This window comes from Candidatus Schekmanbacteria bacterium RIFCSPLOWO2_02_FULL_38_14, assembly GCA_001790855.1.
Lineage (GTDB): Bacteria > Schekmanbacteria > GWA2-38-11 > GWA2-38-11 > GWA2-38-11 > 2-02-FULL-38-14-A.
Map to the genome: position 1 here is coordinate 1 of MGDH01000016.1, position 18976 is coordinate 18976.

Sequence of the window (18976 nt, forward strand, 5' to 3'; positions counted from 1 at the left end):
TACCCACAGCTCTGCAGTGCCCATAACAATACCACCGCTTACACCCTCAGCACCAGCCCATGTTGTAGCAGTTGTACCGTGCTGCCCTCTTGTAATCCCCGTAAAGCCCGCCCTGTAGATGGTAGTTGGAGCGCTATGCGCTGCTACATCTGTTACATCCACTCCCCTCATCGGTGTCCAAAGGGTTAACCCGGTTATACTGTTATAGTATATTTCCTCATCATCAATCAAAATACGCCTTTGGTTGCTGCCAGCACCGCTAGAACTTGCGGGCAGTCCTGTTGTTCCTGATAAGACAATACCGTAGTCACCAGTTCCATGCCTTGTGGTCCTGAATACAGGCGTTCCTTTTGGATGATTTGCAATACCGTGGTCTCTTGGTCCTCTTGAGCCTCTTCCAGAAAAATCACCACCAGGTGATCCTCCTGGGTCAGTTAAAGTTCTTAGTGTAGTTCCTGATATTGCTCCATACTGGATTACCTCACTCTCTACTACAATAGCGCCTGATGCCGGCAAACTTGCTACACTGCTCAGGACAATCGTGGTATCAGTTGCCCATACATGGCTTGCAAGAGTGCCGTCATTTGCAGGAAGAGCAGTTGTAAGCGTGAGAGCCGTAGCAACCTTATTCCCTGTGTAGTTCACCTTCTCAATAAAAATTGATGACTCAGGCACATAGTTGTTGACGTCTGCATTAGTAGACTTGTCTAAAACCAGCGTTCCCGCTGTAGTAAACCTCACTGATGGTGTACCGAAGGTAGGGTCAGTAACATAGAACGTGCTTGTTGTTTCGGTTATGCCCGCAGCAGTGTTTGAAGAGGATGCCACAGAGGTACTGAACTGCTGTCTGCTCGTGCTCATGTATAATTTGCCATTCAGCGAGACAAAGACAAATCCTTTGCCAAAGGGATCTCCAAAACCGTCTCCTGTAATCTTTATCCAGTTTACCCCGTCTGCACTCTTATAGAGCCTGAAGCCGGTATTAGTTCTCTGGAATGGATATACAGCAGCATAAAGCCACCCTTCATGTGAGCCTGTGGTAGCGGTGAAATCATCCCGCTTGTTAAAACCAGCTATTGATGATAAACTTTCTAAAGTTGCCCCGCCTGAAGCAGTGGGTGTTGTGATACCCAGTGCTGATCCGTTATCTCCTGTAAATAAATCAACCTTCCTTATCCAGTCGCTGTCTACTGTTCCTGCTGATGTTCCTGCATTTGACGAAAAATATAGCTCGCCTCCGGAAGAATTGTACTGGGCAATTCCCTGCGGAAGGTTATTTGTAGATACTAAAAGAGTATTATCAATAACCGGTGAGGCTGTGCCCTCGGTGCTCGGAGCAAAGGCAAAAAGATCAAATGATGTTCCATTGGCGGTTTCACTAAGACCACGCTCGTTTGGGCCCTTTGTTAAACGAAGCTTATTACCAGAGGCAGGAACATGGTCATTTGCATGGATTCCATAGATTAGCGTACTGCCTTTATTGTCAATGATTGTCACGCTTGACCTTCCAAGAGTATCATTATGTGCCCAGTGATGGGCAAGCTCATGGTCTAAAGGGGTTGTGCTAAAGGTTACTGTACATATATACATGGATGAACCATTAATCAGTGCCGGTGCTGCAGTGATTGTTGCATAGATATCATCAGAGGTGATATCTGTAATCTTAGTCCAGTCACCGTTAGTAACCCAGTTACCATCACCACGTGCTCCAGTTATCACACCGTTAGTATATGTTGTCCCTTTGCCTGTACCATTTGCAGGGCCAGCCCTGTAAATCTGTGCACCGGGCTTTGCTGTAATCCCGCCCTTTGCAAAAAACAAGTACTTGTCTGATGTGCCAAACTGAACATTGCTGACAGCAGAGGATATTGATGTGCCATAGGTGCCTTGCTCGTCTATATCACCGAACGCATCGCTCATTACTATATTCCATGATCCTGCTGATCCGGTTGGTGAATAGTCAAACCGGGCTTGTGTTACGGTGCCGGGTGTCTTATTGTATCCTCTGAAATAACCTGTGGCAAATAAATTTCCATCAAACTCAAGTAAATCTTTTATAGCTTTGGTGTCTGTCATGCTGTGGACTTTTGTCCATGTTGTGCCTGAGCCAGACCATCTCCATATCTCAGCGCCCTGCTGGTTATTAGGGTCTGTCTGCCCATTGCCAAATATTGCTGCCTTGCTTGTTCCTGCATAAAGGGCACCGTTAAAGCCTGCCAGAGATGTGCCCCAGTTGTTATAGCCAAAATTTAAATAATCTTCAGCGCCTCCGAAACCATCCGCATTAATCTGGGACCATGTTCCGCCTGTAGGCTCATACTCCCATACCTCGGCACCGGTAATTCCAGTTCCTGTTCCAATTCCACCAGGAAAGTCATTTTGTTTGCCTGTATCCCTTGCAGGATGAACCTGTTTGCCCATTGTAACATAGAGTTTACCATTAAAGGCTGTCATTGAATCAATAAATATTTTGTCTCCCCTATCAGCATCAGCATTCTCCCATGCTGTAGATGCTATGCCGTCACCGGCTATCTGATGCCAGTTGTCTGCATAGATATTGCCAGAGAAGCTAAAGTTAACTGCATCAGGGTCAGAAAATTTCCATGCAACCCTTGAACTCGATCCCCCTGAAGCAATATATTCCGCATTTGGTGCGTGATTGAAATAAGGATTCCCATCAGGGTCATAGCCATATTCATTATTGACCGAGATGCCAGAAGTAACACTGCTGATTGTAACATAAGTACCGTAAAGAGTATCTGATGAATTGTTAGTTAAGAGAACTGAGGCTGTAAAAATCTTATCTCCGGCATTCCAAAAAGAATTTACTCCATCAGTTGAAATTGTGATGTTTGGTGTAACACTAAGTTTTGATGAAACTCCTTTTTTTCTCTTGCCGTCAAGGTACTCAATCTTCATACTCCCTCTTGCAACATCAATATGGGCAACAAAGCTCTGAATAGGCTTTTTGGAATTTTTTTTCAGAGAACCTTCAACTTCCCCATTACCTAAACCAAGTTTTCCGCCGCCTCCGCTATCACCTCCGCATCCTTGGAGGGTTAAGATCAAAAATGTTATTAATATAACTAAGTATAACCCCTTAGAAAAAACATTTTTCATAATCCCTTCTCCTTATAAATTACCTTTATAGACTATCCTATTTAATTTTTATTACAAATTGCTTACTCTTGGTCTTCTTTGCAGGACTGCTTGAGTCTGTTACAGTTATTTTGAATTTAAATGTTCCTCGTGTTGTAGGCTTACCTGAAATTGCTCCTGTTGATTTATTCAGTCTCAATCTGGGAGGCAGTTTCCCACTTGCCAGTTTCCATGTATATGGAGTAGTACCACCACTTGCCTCTATCTTGCCGGAATAGGCTTTTTTCAATTTTCCTGCTGGCAAAGGAGAAGTTGTGGTAATACTTAAATTAGTAACTGAAGCAGTACCGCTAAAATCCTGAGTCTCATCTTTGGAAAGGGCTGTGAAGTCTTTTTGGGTTGGTGTAAAGGCATATCCTGTCAAAGTCGGGGTGACTGTGTAATCCTTGTCTCCTTCAAGCCCTGAGAAGGTATATTTCCCGTCACTTCCGGGATTGGTGGTTGCGCTATCTCCGCCGCTCAATGTAACTGTCACACCAATTACACTGCCGCTTCCTCCTGAAAGGCTAATCGTTCCAGATATGGTATATGTAGCTTCGGTAAAATCCTGCACCTCATCCTGAGAAAGGCTGGTAAAATCTGCTTTGGTCGGGTCAAAGATATAGCCTGGCAAGGTGGGAGTAACCGTATAATTCTTCCCTTGTTCAAGTCCCTCCTCAAAAGAATATATTCCATTATTAAGCCCGGGAGAAGTTACAGGATTTGTGGTAGCACTTTTATCTCCGCTCAGTGTAACTGTTACATCAGTTGCGCTTTTGCTTCCTCCTGAAAGAGCAATTTCACCTGTAATTGCATGGGGAAGCATATCTGCTGATTTGTCAGTAAAAACACCTGTCCCATCATTTATCAGAAGCCTATTATTACCGCCGAAATTGGTAACAAATATATCAGGTTTGTCATCCCCATTGGCATCACCTGTTGCCGCACCACTGCTGTAATCATCATCCACCGGCAAGGTTCCTTCTGTAAAATGGCCTGAACCATTATTAATAAGCAGTTTGTCCTGCCCGTCATTTGCCACAAAAATGTCATAGTCACCATCATTATCTACATCAACAGCAACAGCACTCCAGCTTGAATCTGAAATCTGTGGCAAATTTGCAGTTTTATCTTCAAACTCTGATGTTCCTGAATTAAAGATATATAACCTGTTCTGCTGTCCTTTTGCATTAGTAACAAAAATATCATTCTTGTTGTCACCGCTAAAATCCTTGATTATAACAGAAGAGCTGAAGTCTGTGTCTTGCGGAAAAAAACCAGTGCTTGCTGCGCTAAAACTCCCTGAACCATTATTAAGATACACTTTATTTACTACACCGCTATCTTTACCATTGGCTACAAATATGTCTACATCGCCGTCATTGTCCAAATCTCCAAAAGCTGCATCAAAACTGTAATCATTAAAACTTGGCAGGTTTAAAGAGGTCTTATCTGCAAACTTACTTATTCCGGTATTATAAATGTATAACCTGTTCTGCTGTCCTCCGTCATTTGCAATATAAATATAATCAACCTTATTATCACTGTTAATATCAGCCACAGTTGCAGAAATGCTTGAATCCTCATCATTAGGAATTATAATATTATTATATGTATCCCCTACCTTGCTTGAATCCTCAGTAAACTGCCCGCTACCGTTATTAAGGAGAAGTCTGTTTGCAACGCTAAGAGAATTAACAGCCAGAATATCCGGTTTTCCATCTTCATTAAAATCACCAACAACTACTTTTTCAGTAACAGTTGAGTTACTGCCAGTAATTCTTGTAGAGGTTTCATCTATAAAATATAGATTGTTGTTATTTATTAATATTCTGATTGCATTGCTTGTAGAACCGTAGGAAGAGCTTGAAACAATCAAATCTTTGTCACCATCATTATCAATGTCTGTAAAAACAGCGCTTGTATAAGGACGGGGAATCTCACCGTAACAGAAATTTGCAAAAAGTAAAATCAAGAAAACGATTAGAGAAAATCTAGCAGATTTGAAATACATTTATTCCTCCTTTTGAGTAAAAGGTAAAAAAAATATCTAATTTCTTTCTAAGCTCAGGCAATTTTTTGCAGAACCACCCCTTTCTAATAATTTAAATTTATACAAGATTTTAACTTACTTTATCCGTCATATTGCAGAAACAGACCTTATCTGAATTTTAAGACATTATAAAAAATATTTTAATTCATTTCTATAAAAAACACTATTTCTTATTAATTATCCTTAATTTATTGTCAACAAAAATTCAACTTCTACTTTTCCTCTTGACATCGCATAAACCTCCTTATATATCTTATCACCTCGTAAATGGCAGAAAGCCATGATGAAGCACTATCCTAAATTCATTGCGGGAAGCAAAGCAATTGAGGATTTAACAGAAGATGTTGGCTGTCAGTCAACAGGTAAAAATTAAAAACAAAAAGGCTAAATCAGGTAGTCTTTTTTATTTATCTGCTAATAAGAGCAGGTATATTTCCCGAAAAACATAAAGCTTGCTGGGGTAAAGAAATCTGTTGCTTGGATAAAAAATCATAAAACTTATTTCGGAGGAAAAAAATGAACATCTGCGTCATTGGCACAGGCTATGTCGGACTTGTAACAGGCGCTGTATTTGCAGACCTTGGTAATGATGTGATATGCGTTGACAGCGATGAGAAAAAAATTGAAATGCTGAATAAAAACATAATGCCAATCTACGAGCCCGGGCTTGAAGAAATGGTATCAAGAAATTTTTCTGACAAAAGACTTGTCTTTACCTCTAATCTGGAAATGGGAGTAAAAAGATCAGATGTGATTTTCATAGCTGTTGGAACGCCTCCGAAAGAAAACGGAGAAACTGATTTGACATATATAGAGGAAGCAGCAAGAGGAATAGCCAAATATATTGATAAATACAAGGTCATAGTCAACAAATCTACTGTTCCTGTTGGCACCGGCGATTTTGTAAGAGAAATCATTGAAAAGAATAAAAAAACTAATGTTGATTTTGATGTTCTATCAAACCCTGAATTTTTAAGAGAAGGCTCGGCAATAAGAGACACGCTGCACCCGGACAGAATTGTAATAGGCGCGCCATCAAAACAGGTAGCAATGGTTCTTCTTGAACTTTATGCTACCCTTGAAAGGCCAATGATTATAACTGACATTTACAGCGCTGAGATGATAAAGTATGCGTCAAACTCCTTCCTTGCATTAAAAATTTCATTTATTAACTCAGTTGCTGACCTGTGTGAAAAAACAGGTGCAAATGTAACTGATGTTGCAAAAGGAATGGGGCTTGACTCAAGAATTGGCCAGAATTTTCTGGACCCGGGTCTTGGCTACGGGGGTTCGTGTTTCCCAAAAGATGTTGACTCGTTTATAAAAACTGCTGAAAGATTCTCTCATCAGTTTGAAATACTAAAGGCTGCTGTAGAAGTAAACAGGCAGAGATGCCCAAAGTTTATAAACAAGATGAAAAATGTGCTCGGAACATTAAAGGGGAAGACTATAGGGATTCTTGGGCTTTCATTTAAACCCAACACTGATGATATAAGGGAAGCAAAATCCCTTGAACTGATATCATTTTTAATAAATGAAGGAGCCAATATAAGAGCATACGACCCTGTGGCAATGGATAATACAAAAGCCCTGTTTCCCGGTATCACTTACTGCAGCAACCCATACGAATTGGCAGAAGGATGTGATGCCCTTGCAATTGTAACGGAATGGAGAGAATTCAGATTTTTAAATCTTGAAAAAATCAAGCAGGCTATGAAACGTCCTGTTATTTTTGACGGAAGGAACATTTACGACCCTGCAAGAAAGAAAAAACTGGGATTTGAGTATTACAGCATAGGCAGACAAAAATGTTAAAAAGCATGACAGGATTCGGGCAGGGAGAAGCCAGCAGCAACCTGCATAAAATCAGAATTGAAATCCGCTCCGTCAATCACCGCTATCTTGAAATCTCCGCGAAACTTCCGGGAATATTAAAATCTTTTGAAAGAAAGGCTTTTGAAGAGCTTAAAAAAAATTTCTCCCGTGGAAAGTTTGAACTTTTTCTGAACCTTGATTCAAATACCAGCCAGCCTATCAAGGAAATAGAATTAGACCTCAGGCTTGCAGAAAACTATATAAAAGTCTTGAAGGAGTTAAAGGATATTTATTCTCTTTCGGGAGAAATCACTGTATCAGATGTTGCAAAACTGAGGGATATTTTTATTCTAAAAGAATCACAGGATGATGAAAGCTGCATTGACAGGCTTTTTGAATCAGCTCTTTCTCAGGCAATAAGCGCAATCAGGGAAAGCCGGATTTCAGAAGGAATTATCATTGAAAAGGATATGAGAAAAAGAGTTCTGGATATCTTGAAATCTGTTCAGCAGATTGATGAAAAAAAAGAGTCGTTTCTTCTTGCATATAAAGACAAACTGCAGGAAAGGATAAAAAAAATATCTTCAGGAATTGAAATAGACCCTGCAAAAATAGAGGAACAGATAGTGCTTTTTGCTGAGAAAAGCGACATCACAGAAGAAGTTTTAAGGGCTAAAACCCATCTTGAAAATTTTTTAAAGCTTTTTAAAGAATGCGAACCTGTTGGAAGAAAAATGGATTTCTACATACAGGAAATTAACCGCGAAATAAACACAATGAGCTCCAAAAGCAGCAGCGTGATTGTCTCAGAAACAGCAGTCATAGTGAAGGCTGAACTTGAAAAGATAAGAGAGCAGGTACAGAATGTTGAGTAGAAAAAACTTCCTTCTGATAGTTTCTGCGCCTTCAGGGGGAGGAAAAACCACTCTGTGCAAAAAACTAATTGAATCTCTCCCTGATATAAAACTCTCTGTTTCCTATACCACAAGAACGCCAAGAAGCGGTGAAATCAATGGAAATGATTATTTCTTCATCTCAGGCAAACGTTTCAGGGAAATGAAATCAAAGGGGGCTTTTGCCGAGTGGGCGCTGGTTCACGGGAATTATTATGGAACAACTTTAAAAAATGTAAAGGAAGCAATGGACAGGGGAAATGATCTGGTTTTAGCCATTGACACGCAGGGTGCCACAAAAGCAAGAAAGAAGTTCAAAAATTCGCTACTTGTCTTTGTAATCCCTTCTTCTTTAAAGGAACTTGAAAAAAGATTAAAAAGCAGGAATGCTGACTCCTTTGAGGAAATAGAGAAAAGGCTGAAAGCTGCCTTAAAGGAAATAAAATGTATTCCCAGATATGATTACCTGATAATTAATGACAATATCCATTCAGCCTTATCAGAGTTAAAATCCATTGTCATTGCTGAAAGGATAAAAGTCTCAAGAATCAAGGAAAAGAAATTCAGCTTAAAAAACCTTCTCTGATGAACACACATATTATTTTAGCTTCATCCTCACCGAGAAAAAATTCTCTGCTAACTGAAACAGGACTAAAATTTAAAACTGTACCATCCAATGTTGATGAAAAAGCAAAAATTTCAGAAAGTGCAGAGGATTTTGCTTTAAGAACAGCAAAAGAAAAAGCCTTAAAGGCTTCATTGAAAGAGAAGGGAATAATCATAGCTGCTGATACAGTGATTAAGATTGATAGTTCAATTATCGGGAAACCGAAAGACGGAAAAGATGCTGTAAGAATCCTCTCGCGTTTGAGCGGAAGAAAACATGCTGTGATAACAGGGCTTGCTGTTTATGATACTTCAACAAAAAGATTCTATACCAAATGTGTAAGGACATATGTGACAATGGATACACTGAGCCCTGAACAGATAAAATCCTATGTCAGAACAGGAGAACCGCTGGATAAAGCAGGCGGATATGCCATACAGGGCAAAGGGAAATTTTTTATTCGCAAAATCGACGGATGCTATTTTAATGTTGTTGGACTTCCCCTGAATGCCCTGTCAAAGCTTTTAAATAAAGCAGGATGCAAAAAACTCTTTTAAAAATAAAGGTTACTCCACGTTCTTCAAAAAATGAAGTAAAGGAACTTTCTGATGGCGTGCTAAGAATCCGCCTCACATCTCCTCCGACAGAAGGTAAGGCAAATGAGCATCTCGTAAAATTTCTGGCTGAAATTTTTAATATTAAAAAATCAGATATAAGAATTGTATCAGGTTTTAAATCACGGGAAAAACTGGTAGAAATCTCTGCAAAATCCATTCAGATACCAACAATAAAAAAAGTTTAAAATTTTTACGTTGATTTGAGATTTTGGATTTGATATTTTATAATGCATAATTAAGGTAGATTTGTCCAAAATAAATTTGTGTCCAGTAAAATTAATGTCCTCTTGATTCCTGCTGGAGTTTACCATCATGAAAATGGGGGTAGGAATCATCATGAGTCAAAGGCTCATAAAGGGGCATGAAAATAATCAGGCGCCTGCCTGCCGGCAGGCAGGTCCCGCCTGTCCATGAAAATTTTAGAGTCAATGACAATAATTAATTGGAACAGTAGTGCTTAATTTACTAAAATTCTTATGAGGGAAGAAATGTTTAAGACCGTTGAATGGAAAAATAATTTTGTCAGATTAATTGACCAAATCAGGTTGCCTGACAAGGAGGTTTATGTTGACTGCAGAAACTATGAAGAAGTAGCTCAGGCAATAGAAAAAATGATAGTCAGGGGCGCTCCTGCAATCGGTGTGACAGCAGCTTTTGGAATCGCTCTCGGGGCAGTAAAATCAAAAGCAGACACTATAGGAAAATTTAAAGCAGAATTTGATAAAATCTGTTATCGTTTAAGCATTACAAGACCAACCGCAGTTAACCTTTTCTGGGCAATTGACAGGATGAAGGAAGTTTTCATCAAAAACAGCAAATGCCCGCCTGATGAAATTAAAAGGCTTCTTCTCAAAGAAGCAAAAACTGTTTGTGAAGAAGATATAAAGATTAACAAATTAATCGGAATGCACGGCAGCAAGCTGATAAACAACGGAGACACTGTCCTGACTCACTGCAATGCAGGCGCGCTTGCAACAGCAGGCTTTGGAACAGCCCTTGGTGTTATAAGGGCATCTGTTAATGACGGGAAAAAAATTGCGGTTATTGCTGATGAAACAAGACCGTTTTTGCAGGGAGCAAGGCTTACAGCATGGGAGCTTTTAAAGGATAAAATCCCTGTGACATTAATCTGCGATAATATGGCGGGTTATTTTATGAGCAAAGGAGAGATTTCAAAAGTCATTGTAGGAGCCGACAGGATAGCCTCAAACGGGGACGTAGCAAATAAAATAGGAACTTATACTGTGGCTGTTCTTGCAAAAGAACATAATATACCATTCTATGTGGCAGCACCAATATCAACCATTGACCCTAAAATGAAAAACGGAAAATTCATTCCGATTGAGGAAAGGAATCCTTTGGAGATAACTACAATCAAAGGAAAACCAATTGCACCTCAAAAGGTTAGAGTCAAAAACCCTGCCTTTGATGTTACTCCAAACTGCTATATCTCTGCAATCATAACTGAGAAAGGAATTTTAAGAAAACCGTATTCAGAAAGCATCAAAAAGGTTTTAACCCGCATAAGTTCTAAGAAGAAATAAAACCTTACAACCAACTATCCCTTTCCGCTAACGCTCATCTCTTCAATCATCAGCGTTGGGGCACCAATCCTTCCATAAAATCTTAAATCAGAGCCGACTTTTTTAACAGACCTGAATAAATCCATTATATTTCCTGAAATCACAACACCCCTTACAGGAAATGATATCTTCCCTCCTTTAATCCATAAACCTGAAACACCAAGAGAGAAATCCCCTGAAATCGGATTGGCAGTATGAACACCCATTGCCTCTCTTATAAGAAAACCATCATCAATTTCTGAAACAATTTCTTCCTGTGAAATGTTTCCCTTTTCTATATAAAAATTGGAAACGCTAACCCTTGGTGTATCTTTAAACCCTCCTCTGAATCCATTCCCTGTGGAAACTGTGTCGTCTTTTTTCGCTGTGTATATATCGTACAGAAAACCTCTCAGGACTCCGTTTTCAACCAGAACTGTCCTCTGCATCGGAACTCCTTCGCCATCAGCAGGCGCTGATGCTAATCCCTCAGGCAAAAGCCCGTTATCAACGATTGAAATCTGCTTTGCAGCAACACTTTCGCCTGTTTTTCCGGAAAGCATTGATTTCCCTTTCTGTACATTATCAGCAGACAATGAAGAAGCAAAAATGCTTAAAAATTCCATAGCCACATATGGGTCAAGAAGAACCGGAACCTTTTTTGTCTCCACAGAAGTTGCACCAAGCATCTCAACTGCCCTTCTTGCAGCCTCTCTTCCAACCATCTCAAAATCCAGATTTTTAAACCACCTTGATGAATCAATTTCCCATCCCGTTTCCATCACATTGTTTTCCTGGGCAATCAGGGTTATGCTTGAGGAACAGTAAGTTCCCCTGTTGGTATATTCCAGTCCCTTTGTGTTTAAAATCGCAACCTCATACTGAGTATCATCGAATGAGCATTTTCTTACATTTATAATTCTTTTATCAAAATCTCTTCCTGTTTTTTCTGCAAATCTGGTTTTTTCTATTTTTTCCTCTATGGATATTTCGCTCAATTTTTCATCAAAGCAGTTGACCTGAGGATATCTTTCAACTGCCTCAGAAAAACCCCTGAACTCGTCAGGAGTGCTATTCCTTGCGCTGCTGATTGCCTTGTCTATTAGTTTATTGATTGAATCGCTGTTAAAATCATTACAATAGGAAAAACCGCATGCTCCGTCAACCATAACTCTCAACCCAATTCCTCTGTCCTTGGCAAGTTCAAAAGAGTCAACCCTCTGGTCTTTTATCTCAATTGAAGTGGACTCAGAACTTGTCATATATACTTCTGCACCCTGAGCCTTTCTCCCTTTAGCTTTTTTCAAAATTTCTCTGCAAAGTTTTATTGCTTCCAATTCACTCTCCATATTTTCGGGACATTCTTGTCCCGCTGACATTTCAATTTTCATTTTCATCCAATTCCTTAATCAGAGCGACTTCATCACAGTGAGGAAATTTTATGCATTTCATACAGTCATTCCAGATTTTCTGCGGCAGTTCTGATTTGTCAACTACAGTAAATCCTTTTTTCTTAAAAAACTCCGGTTCATAGGTTAAAGCGAAAACCTTTTTTATTTCAATTTTTCTTGCATCTGAAAGACATTTTTTTATAAGTTTTGAACCGATTCCCTTTCCAACAGCCTTTTTCTTAACAGCTAAAGAGCATATCTCTCCAAGATTACTCCAGAAAACTTTCAGGTTGCAGACACCAAGGATTTCATTCCCTTTCTCATACACTAAAAATCCCCTGATGCTTTCACATATTTCACTCAAAGAGCGGGGAATCATCTTCCCCTTTTTGGCATAAAAGTTGATTATTTCCTGTATTGTAGGAACATCGCTTATCCTTGCGCTCCTGATTTTCCCTTCAACCCTCTTTCCCATAATCTGTTTCCTTCAAATTTATTTAAAATGAAACTAATTTATGTATCAAGCCTTGTCAATTAAAAATAATTCTGTTGATTTGATTTCAATAAATATGGTAACAATTTCAAAAAAGGTCGGCAAGCCTGCTTAATAAATGAAAAAATTGCAGGAATCGAATGAATGAAAAATTCCAATAAGTCTGCAGAAGGCATTAAAATTGTTTGCAGCAACAGAAAAGCATCACATGATTACCATATCATTGAAAAAATTGAAGCAGGCATAGTCTTAGCTGGAACAGAGGTAAAATCGCTGAGGGAAGGCAAGGCTAATCTGAAAGACAGCTATGCGCTGATAAAAGATGAAGAAATATACCTTTTGAACTGTCACATAAGCCCTTATTCTCCGGGGGCAAGGGAAAATCCTCCTCCAGCAAGGGCAAGGAAACTCCTTCTGCACAAAAAAGAGATACAGAGGCTGATAGGAAAAACCCGTGAAAAAGGATTCACTTTGGTTCCATTAAAGATTTATTTTAAAAAAGCACACGCCAAGGTTGAATTAGCGCTTGTAAAAGGGAAAAAGCTTTATGATAAAAGAAGGGCTTTAAAGGAAAAAGAATCAAAGCGTGAACTTGAAAGAGCAATGAAAAACAGATGACAAAAAGTAAATATAAAATATATTTTTCTGTTTTATTCTTCCTGATTTTCTCAGATTTGCTGTCTATTGAAGCGCTCTCAGTTCTAAAGGAGACTCAGGCAATCTCTCCTGCGGTTTCCAAAAAAAAGCTGGTAGCCATTGACCCGGGGCACGGAGGAAAAGACATTGGGTGTAAAAGCCCCAATGGTCTGACAGAAAAAGAAATTACCCTTAAGCTGGCTTTAATGGTTAAGGATATTCTTTCCAAAAACCCGGTTATGGATGTCTTCCTCGCAAGAAGCGAAGACATTGACCTGTCATCTGAAAAACGGGTATCTTTGGCAAACTCAAAAGGAGCTGATATTTTTTTAAGTCTCCACATAAACGCTTCATTTGATAAAAATCAAAAAGGAATTGAAATATACTATTACTCTGAGGATAATTTAGGTTTTTCCTATTCTCAATCTCAGACCCAGAGTTTAAACCCGGAAGCCAGTGATGAAGAAAATAAATCTCTGATTTTACCGTGGAACGAAGCGCAGAATATTTTTATACCAAAAAGTTTTGAAGCTGCATCCTTTCTTGAAGAAAGTTTTAAAAGTTCTCAGGAGATAGCATTCAGGTCAGTCAATCCCGCGCCGCTTCTTGTTCTGACAGGGACAGCAATGCCTGCTGTTCTCATAGAAGCTGGCTTCATCACTAACACTGAAGAAGAAACCGCTTTGTCAAGAGATGGATATCTAAAAGTTCTTGCTATAAAGATTGTAGAAGGAATAACAAAATATTTTGAGGATAATGGGTAGAAATGTCAAGCCCTGTAAAAAAATATAATTATCATTTGCGCAAGCTAACAGCCTTTACACTCTCAATCATTCTCTTTCTTTCATTATATCCGGGCTGTAGCAAAAAATCTTCAACAGAAAAAAAAACCCGTAGCGATGCAAATTCTGAAAATGAACCAAAAGAAAAAAAAGAAATGGTAGTTAAAGTTTTTTTCCTTAACGGGTCAGAGCTTGCTTATGAAGAAAAGACAATATTTTTCAACAGCGGGAAACCCTCTGAAAAGATAAATGAGGCATTAAATGCTCTTATTGAGGGTCCAAAACAAGGGATGACTCCGACTCTGTCAAACAAGATAAAGCTTCTGAATGCCTTTTTTGATGAAGACGGAACTGCTTATCTCAATTTCTCAAAGGATATTATAAAAAACAATCCCGGAGGAACTTTTGCAGAACTTTCAGCAATCAACTCCATAGTCCATACCCTTGTTGAAAATTTTGAGGAAATAACTGCTGTTCAGATTTTAATCAACGGAGAAGAAGTAAACACGCTATGGGGACACATAGATACCTCAAAGCCTTTTAAACTCAAAGAATTTTCTGAAGCATCTCTCAGGAAATAATGAGGAAAAATGAGCGCTAAGGATAGGAAAAAACCTATAGGAGTTTTTGACTCAGGAATTGGAGGGCTTACAGTCCTTAAACAGATAATGAGACTTTTGCCGAATGAAAATACTATTTATCTTGGGGACACAGCAAGAGTGCCTTATGGCACTAAGTCACAGGAAACAGTAAAAAAATATTCTTTTCAGAATATCCACTTCCTGCTTGAAAAAGGGGTAAAACTGCTGGTAATAGCCTGCAATACTGCCACTGCTTACAGTCTTGACACAGCCAGAGAAACTTTTAAAATTCCAATAATAGGAGTTATTGAGCCTGGCGCAATGGCAGCAGTAAGGGAAAGCAGTATTAAAAGAGTTGGTGTGATAGGAACACGAGGAACCATTGAAAGCTCTGTTTACAGAAAGGCAATCATGTCCCTTAACCCGGAATTTAGCGTGTTTGAAAAACCATGCCCCCTGTTTGTATCGCTTGCCGAGGAAGGACTAATCCATGACAATATAACTTTTATGATAGCTGACAAATATCTTGCATCTTTTAAAAGCAAAAGAATTGATACACTTGTGCTTGGGTGCACCCACTATCCTTTGCTCAAAAACATAATTCAGAAATCAATGGGAAAATCTGTAAATCTCATAGACTCAAGCATTGAAACAGCAAAGGTGGTAAAAGATATTCTAAAGAAAAACACTCTGGAGAATAAAGTTGCAACCAAACCTTATCACCGATTCTTTGTAACTGACACTTCATCCCATTTTTTAAAAACTGCAAAGCTCTTCCTCGGAAAAGAAATAGAGCATTTTGTTCAGGTAGATTTGTAGAGAGTGGAGAAAAAATGTAACAAGGGTGGGGGCAAGACAATGCCTGTCTAAAAGTAGGGGCAGACACCTGCCTGCCGGCAGGCAGGTGTCTGCTCAGAGAAAGAGGAGACAATCGTGAGACACGATGGACGCAAATATGACGAGATGAGAAAGGTAGAAATCAAAAGAAGGTTTTTAAAGAATCCTTCAGGCTCTGTGCTTATTTCCCTCGGAGAAACAAAAGTCCTCTGCACAGCAACAGTTGAAGAAAAAGTGCCGCAGTTTCTGGAAAATACAGGTACAGGATGGATAACAGCAGAGTATTCCCTTCTCCCGGGTTCAACACACACAAGGACAAGGCGTGAGGCTTCTGCAGGCAAAATCAGCGGAAGAACTCATGAGATACAGAGGCTGATTGGAAGGTCACTCCGTTCAATTGCAGACCTATCGCTCCTTGGAGAAAGGACAATATGGATTGACTGCGATGTGCTGCAGGCAGATGGCGGAACAAGGACAGCCTCAATAACAGGTGCCTATGTAGCGCTTGCTGATGCAATAGAGACATTGCTTTTAAAAAAAGCAATAAGCAGAAATCCTATAAAAGACCAGGTTGCCGGAATAAGTGTTGGTATAGTAAAAGGCAAAAAATGTCTGGATTTAAATTACAAGGAAGATTCAAATGCAGATGTTGACATGAATGTAATAATGACTCGGAGCGGAAAACTTGTTGAAGTTCAAGCAACCGCTGAAAAAAATGCTTTTTCCAAAAATGACCTTGATGACCTTTTGTCTTTAGCACGCAAGGGAATTTTTAATCTCTTTGATGCTCAGAAAAAAGCATTGAGTAAATAGTTGATAAAGTTTCAAAAATGGTTCAGAGTTTTATAAATTATCTAAAAACTCCTTAACTCATAACTCTGTAACTACCTAAAAACTTCTTGACAATAATTCTGTTTCAACTGAATATTTTCAGGCTATGAAATACGAACCAAAAAGCATAGAAGATAAATGGCAGAAAATTTGGGAAGAGGAAAAACTCTTTGCGGCAAAACCTGATAAAACCAGAAAAAAATATTATGTCCTTGAAATGTTCCCCTACCCTTCGGGGAAAATCCACATGGGGCATGTGAGAAACTACGTAATTGGTGATGTGGTTGCAAGGTACAAGTGGAAAAAGGGGTACAATGTCCTCCATCCCATGGGATGGGATTCCTTCGGACTTCCTGCAGAAAATGCAGCAATAAAACATAAGATTCATCCGGCAAAATGGACTGAAGAAAATATAAGTTACATGAGAAAACAGCTCAAAAGCCTTGGATTGAGCTATGACTGGGACAGAGAGATTTCAACATGCAGAGAAGATTACTATAAATGGTGTCAGTGGTTTTTCCTTAAGTTTTATGAGAGAGGGCTTGCATACCAGAAGGAATCTCTGGTGAACTGGTGTGATTCCTGCACAACCGTGCTTGCAAATGAGCAGGTAGAAGACGGAAAATGCTGGAGATGTGAAACCGAAGTGACCCAGAAGGAAATGAAACAGTGGTTCTTCAAAATTACCCACTACGCTGAAGAACTTCTTTCAGAACTTGATAACCTTAAAGGCTGGCCTGAAAGAGTCCTCATTATGCAGAAAAACTGGATAGGGAAAAGCTATGGCGCTGAAATAATATTCCCTGTTGCTGATTCAAACCTTTCAGTCACAGTTTTCACTACAAGGCAGGACACAGTCTTTGGCGCCACATTTATGAGCATTGCGCCTGAAAACCCGGTTGTGAAAGAGCTTGTCAAAGGAACAGAGTATGAAAAACCTGTCAGCGATTTCATAGAGCAGGTTAAAAAACAGAGCAAAATCACAAGAACTGATATAACAAAAGAAAAAGAAGGAATTTTTACAGGAAGGTACTGCATAAATCCCTTGACCGGCTGGAAGATGCCAATATTTGTGGCAAATTTTGTGTTAATGGATTACGGAACTGGCGCAGTTATGGCTGTTCCTGCCCACGACCAGAGGGATTTTGATTTTGCAAAAAAATATAACCTTCCAATTAAAGTCGTTATCCAGCCCCCTGACAAGAGGCTTGATTCAGACACTTTGGAAGAAGCCTATACTGAGGAAGGTATTCTGGCAGATTCCGGAAAATTTTCAGGAATGAAAAATACTGAAGCAATGGGTTTGCTTATAGAATATTTTGAGAAAAAAGGTGTAGGGGAAAAAAGAGTGAACTACAGGCTCAAGGACTGGGGAATCTCTAGGCAGAGATATTGGGGAGCCCCGATTCCAATAATCTATTGCAACTCATGCGGAACTGTCCCTGTTGCGGAAAAAGATCTGCCAGTGCTTCTTCCAATGGACCTGAACTTCGATATCATTGGAGATTCACCTCTTAAAAAAAGCAATGAGTTTCTGAACACAACCTGCCCAAGATGCAGGGGTATAGCAAAACGGGAAACAGATACAATGGATACATTTGTTGATTCATCCTGGTATTTTTCAAGATATTGTACTCCTGACAGTGAAAGCCTGCCGCTTGAAAAACAGGATTTGAATTACTGGATGCCTGTTGACCAGTACATAGGCGGCATTGAGCACGCAGTACTCCATCTTCTCTATGCAAGATTTTTCACCAAAGTTACAAGAGACTTAGGGTTTTTAGATAAAGGCGAACCCTTCATAAATCTTTTGACTCAGGGAATGGTCATAAAAGATGGGGCAAAGATGTCAAAATCAAAGGGGAATGTTGTTGACCCTGATGACCTTATAAAAAAATACGGTTCTGATACAGTAAGGCTCTTTTGCCTCTTTGCTTCCCCTCCTGAAAAGGACCTTGACTGGAGCGATGAGGGAGTTGACGGGGCTTTCAGGTTTTTGAACAGGGTATGGAGACTGGTTGAGCAGGAAGGGAAAAGCTTGCCTCTGTCTGAAAAAAAAATTCTGCCGGAAACAGACAAACTCTCTGATAGCGCCAAGCATATCCTGAAGAAATGCCATAAAACCATAAAAAAAGTATCTGTTGACATTGAAGACAGGTTCCACTTCAATACTGCAATTGCGGCAATAATGGAACTTGTTAACTCAATCTATCTGATAGATGAGAAAGAGCTTGCAGGGAATGATGGACTGAAAAATTCATATATTTTTGCCATTGAAACTGTGCTCTTGCTTCTTTCTCCGTTTGCGCCCCATATCTGCGAAGAGCTTTGGCAAAGGCTTGGAAAATCAGGAAGTGTATTTGAACAACCATGGCTCTGTTATGATGAAAAAATGCTGACAGAAGAAAATGTAACCATCGTAATACAGATTAATGGAAAGGTGCGTGGGAAAATAACAGTTTCTGTTTCAGCTTCTGAAGAAGAAATAAAAGAGGCTGCAGTTAATAATGAAAAAATTAAGGAATTTCTCAAAAACAAGAAAGTTGTAAAATCGATTCTGGTTCCAAAAAAGCTGATAAACATTGTAGTTGAATGATATAGAAGACTTAGGGTATAAGGTATTGAGTCATTGCAAGCAGCATAAGCAACAAAACAATCTTCCTTTTCTCCCCCTTTAGAAAAGGGGGAATAGAGGGGAATTTGAGATTGCTTCGCTATCGCTCGCAATGACAAATCTGGA

At 39.4% G+C, this 18976-nt stretch carries 15 protein-coding genes and 1 pseudogene; 12 read left to right on the forward strand and 4 right to left on the reverse strand.

Going from position 1 to position 18976, the window contains the following annotated elements; genetic code table 11:
- Both A3H37_06090 and A3H37_06095 read right to left on the reverse strand, forming a co-directional pair.
- Window positions 1-3120 (reverse strand): annotated as a pseudogene (locus tag A3H37_06090) (hypothetical protein).
- A 37-nt stretch (window positions 3121-3157) separates the two neighbouring features.
- A complete protein-coding gene (locus tag A3H37_06095) occupies window positions 3158-5152 on the reverse strand; it encodes a hypothetical protein (protein ID OGL50430.1) in 1995 nt (664 codons plus the stop codon).
- A 555-nt stretch (window positions 5153-5707) separates the two neighbouring features.
- Between A3H37_06095 and A3H37_06100 the strand changes: the two genes are divergently transcribed.
- The 6 genes from A3H37_06100 to A3H37_06125 all read left to right on the forward strand — a co-directional run bounded on the left by A3H37_06100 (window position 5708) and on the right by A3H37_06125 (window position 10667).
- The gene (locus tag A3H37_06100) at window positions 5708-7006 is read left to right on the forward strand and encodes a UDP-glucose 6-dehydrogenase (protein ID OGL50431.1); all 1299 of its coding nucleotides are present in this window, start codon (window positions 5708-5710) and stop codon (window positions 7004-7006) included.
- Window positions 7000-7881 carry a YicC family protein gene (locus A3H37_06105; GenBank protein ID OGL50432.1) on the forward strand — a complete coding sequence of 294 codons (882 nt, stop codon included), beginning with the start codon at window positions 7000-7002 and terminating at the stop codon, window positions 7879-7881. Before A3H37_06100 ends, A3H37_06105 begins: the two co-directional genes overlap by 7 nt.
- The gene (locus A3H37_06110) at window positions 7874-8485 is read left to right on the forward strand and encodes a guanylate kinase (GenBank protein OGL50493.1); all 612 of its coding nucleotides are present in this window, start codon (window positions 7874-7876) and stop codon (window positions 8483-8485) included. Before A3H37_06105 ends, A3H37_06110 begins: the two co-directional genes overlap by 8 nt.
- Window positions 8485-9063 carry a septum formation protein Maf gene (locus A3H37_06115; GenBank protein OGL50433.1) on the forward strand — a complete coding sequence of 193 codons (579 nt, stop codon included), beginning with the start codon at window positions 8485-8487 and terminating at the stop codon, window positions 9061-9063. The genes A3H37_06110 and A3H37_06115 overlap by 1 nt, the downstream gene beginning before the upstream one ends.
- Complete coding sequence (locus A3H37_06120; protein OGL50434.1) at window positions 9045-9308, forward strand: YggU family protein; 264 nt, start codon at window positions 9045-9047, stop codon at window positions 9306-9308. The genes A3H37_06115 and A3H37_06120 overlap by 19 nt, the downstream gene beginning before the upstream one ends.
- Before the next feature lie 303 nt (window positions 9309-9611).
- Window positions 9612-10667 carry an S-methyl-5-thioribose-1-phosphate isomerase gene (locus A3H37_06125; GenBank protein ID OGL50435.1) on the forward strand — a complete coding sequence of 352 codons (1056 nt, stop codon included), beginning with the start codon at window positions 9612-9614 and terminating at the stop codon, window positions 10665-10667.
- Between the two features lie 14 nt (window positions 10668-10681).
- Here A3H37_06125 and A3H37_06130 read toward each other — a convergent pair whose 3' ends face one another.
- Both A3H37_06130 and A3H37_06135 read right to left on the reverse strand, forming a co-directional pair.
- Window positions 10682-12034 (reverse strand): hypothetical protein, encoded by a 1353-nt coding sequence (locus A3H37_06130; GenBank protein OGL50494.1) that lies wholly within the window; start codon window positions 12032-12034, stop codon window positions 10682-10684.
- Window positions 12035-12065: 31 nt separating this feature from the next.
- Window positions 12066-12551, reverse strand: a complete 486-nt coding sequence (locus A3H37_06135; GenBank protein OGL50436.1) for a GNAT family N-acetyltransferase — start codon at window positions 12549-12551, stop codon at window positions 12066-12068.
- Window positions 12552-12713: 162 nt separating this feature from the next.
- Between A3H37_06135 and A3H37_06140 the strand changes: the two genes are divergently transcribed.
- From A3H37_06140 to A3H37_06165, 6 genes are all read left to right on the forward strand, one after another.
- The gene (locus A3H37_06140; GenBank protein ID OGL50437.1) at window positions 12714-13187 is read left to right on the forward strand and encodes an SsrA-binding protein; all 474 of its coding nucleotides are present in this window, start codon (window positions 12714-12716) and stop codon (window positions 13185-13187) included.
- Window positions 13184-13969: a hypothetical protein gene (locus A3H37_06145; GenBank protein ID OGL50438.1), complete on the forward strand. Its 786-nt coding sequence runs from the start codon at window positions 13184-13186 to the stop codon at window positions 13967-13969. Before A3H37_06140 ends, A3H37_06145 begins: the two co-directional genes overlap by 4 nt.
- A 2-nt stretch (window positions 13970-13971) precedes the next feature.
- Window positions 13972-14568: a hypothetical protein gene (locus A3H37_06150; protein OGL50439.1), complete on the forward strand. Its 597-nt coding sequence runs from the start codon at window positions 13972-13974 to the stop codon at window positions 14566-14568.
- Between the two features lie 9 nt (window positions 14569-14577).
- On the forward strand, window positions 14578-15387 hold the full coding sequence (locus A3H37_06155) for a glutamate racemase (GenBank protein OGL50440.1): 810 nt from the start codon (window positions 14578-14580) through the stop codon (window positions 15385-15387).
- A gap of 111 nt (window positions 15388-15498) precedes the next feature.
- Window positions 15499-16218 carry a ribonuclease PH gene (locus A3H37_06160; GenBank protein ID OGL50441.1) on the forward strand — a complete coding sequence of 240 codons (720 nt, stop codon included), beginning with the start codon at window positions 15499-15501 and terminating at the stop codon, window positions 16216-16218.
- A 124-nt stretch (window positions 16219-16342) separates the two neighbouring features.
- On the forward strand, window positions 16343-18832 hold the full coding sequence (locus tag A3H37_06165) for a leucine--tRNA ligase (GenBank protein ID OGL50442.1): 2490 nt from the start codon (window positions 16343-16345) through the stop codon (window positions 18830-18832).
- Window positions 18833-18976 lie beyond the last annotated feature (144 nt).

Excerpts from the sequence above, each read along its gene's own strand:
- A3H37_06095 (OGL50430.1), bottom strand. The coding sequence starts at position 5,152 with ATGTATTTCAAATCTGCTAGATTTTCTCTAATCGTTTTCTTGATTTTA.
- A3H37_06100 (OGL50431.1), top strand. The coding sequence starts at position 5,708 with ATGAACATCTGCGTCATTGGCACAGGCTATGTCGGACTTGTAACAGGC.
- A3H37_06105 (OGL50432.1), top strand. The coding sequence starts at position 7,000 with ATGTTAAAAAGCATGACAGGATTCGGGCAGGGAGAAGCCAGCAGCAAC.
- A3H37_06115 (OGL50433.1), top strand. The coding sequence starts at position 8,485 with ATGAACACACATATTATTTTAGCTTCATCCTCACCGAGAAAAAATTCT.
- A3H37_06120 (OGL50434.1), top strand. The coding sequence starts at position 9,045 with ATGCAAAAAACTCTTTTAAAAATAAAGGTTACTCCACGTTCTTCAAAA.
- A3H37_06125 (OGL50435.1), top strand. The coding sequence starts at position 9,612 with ATGTTTAAGACCGTTGAATGGAAAAATAATTTTGTCAGATTAATTGAC.
- A3H37_06130 (OGL50494.1), bottom strand. The coding sequence starts at position 12,034 with ATGGAGAGTGAATTGGAAGCAATAAAACTTTGCAGAGAAATTTTGAAA.
- A3H37_06135 (OGL50436.1), bottom strand. The coding sequence starts at position 12,551 with ATGGGAAAGAGGGTTGAAGGGAAAATCAGGAGCGCAAGGATAAGCGAT.
- A3H37_06140 (OGL50437.1), top strand. The coding sequence starts at position 12,714 with ATGAAAAATTCCAATAAGTCTGCAGAAGGCATTAAAATTGTTTGCAGC.
- A3H37_06145 (OGL50438.1), top strand. The coding sequence starts at position 13,184 with ATGACAAAAAGTAAATATAAAATATATTTTTCTGTTTTATTCTTCCTG.
- A3H37_06150 (OGL50439.1), top strand. The coding sequence starts at position 13,972 with ATGTCAAGCCCTGTAAAAAAATATAATTATCATTTGCGCAAGCTAACA.
- A3H37_06155 (OGL50440.1), top strand. The coding sequence starts at position 14,578 with ATGAGCGCTAAGGATAGGAAAAAACCTATAGGAGTTTTTGACTCAGGA.
- A3H37_06165 (OGL50442.1), top strand. The coding sequence starts at position 16,343 with ATGAAATACGAACCAAAAAGCATAGAAGATAAATGGCAGAAAATTTGG.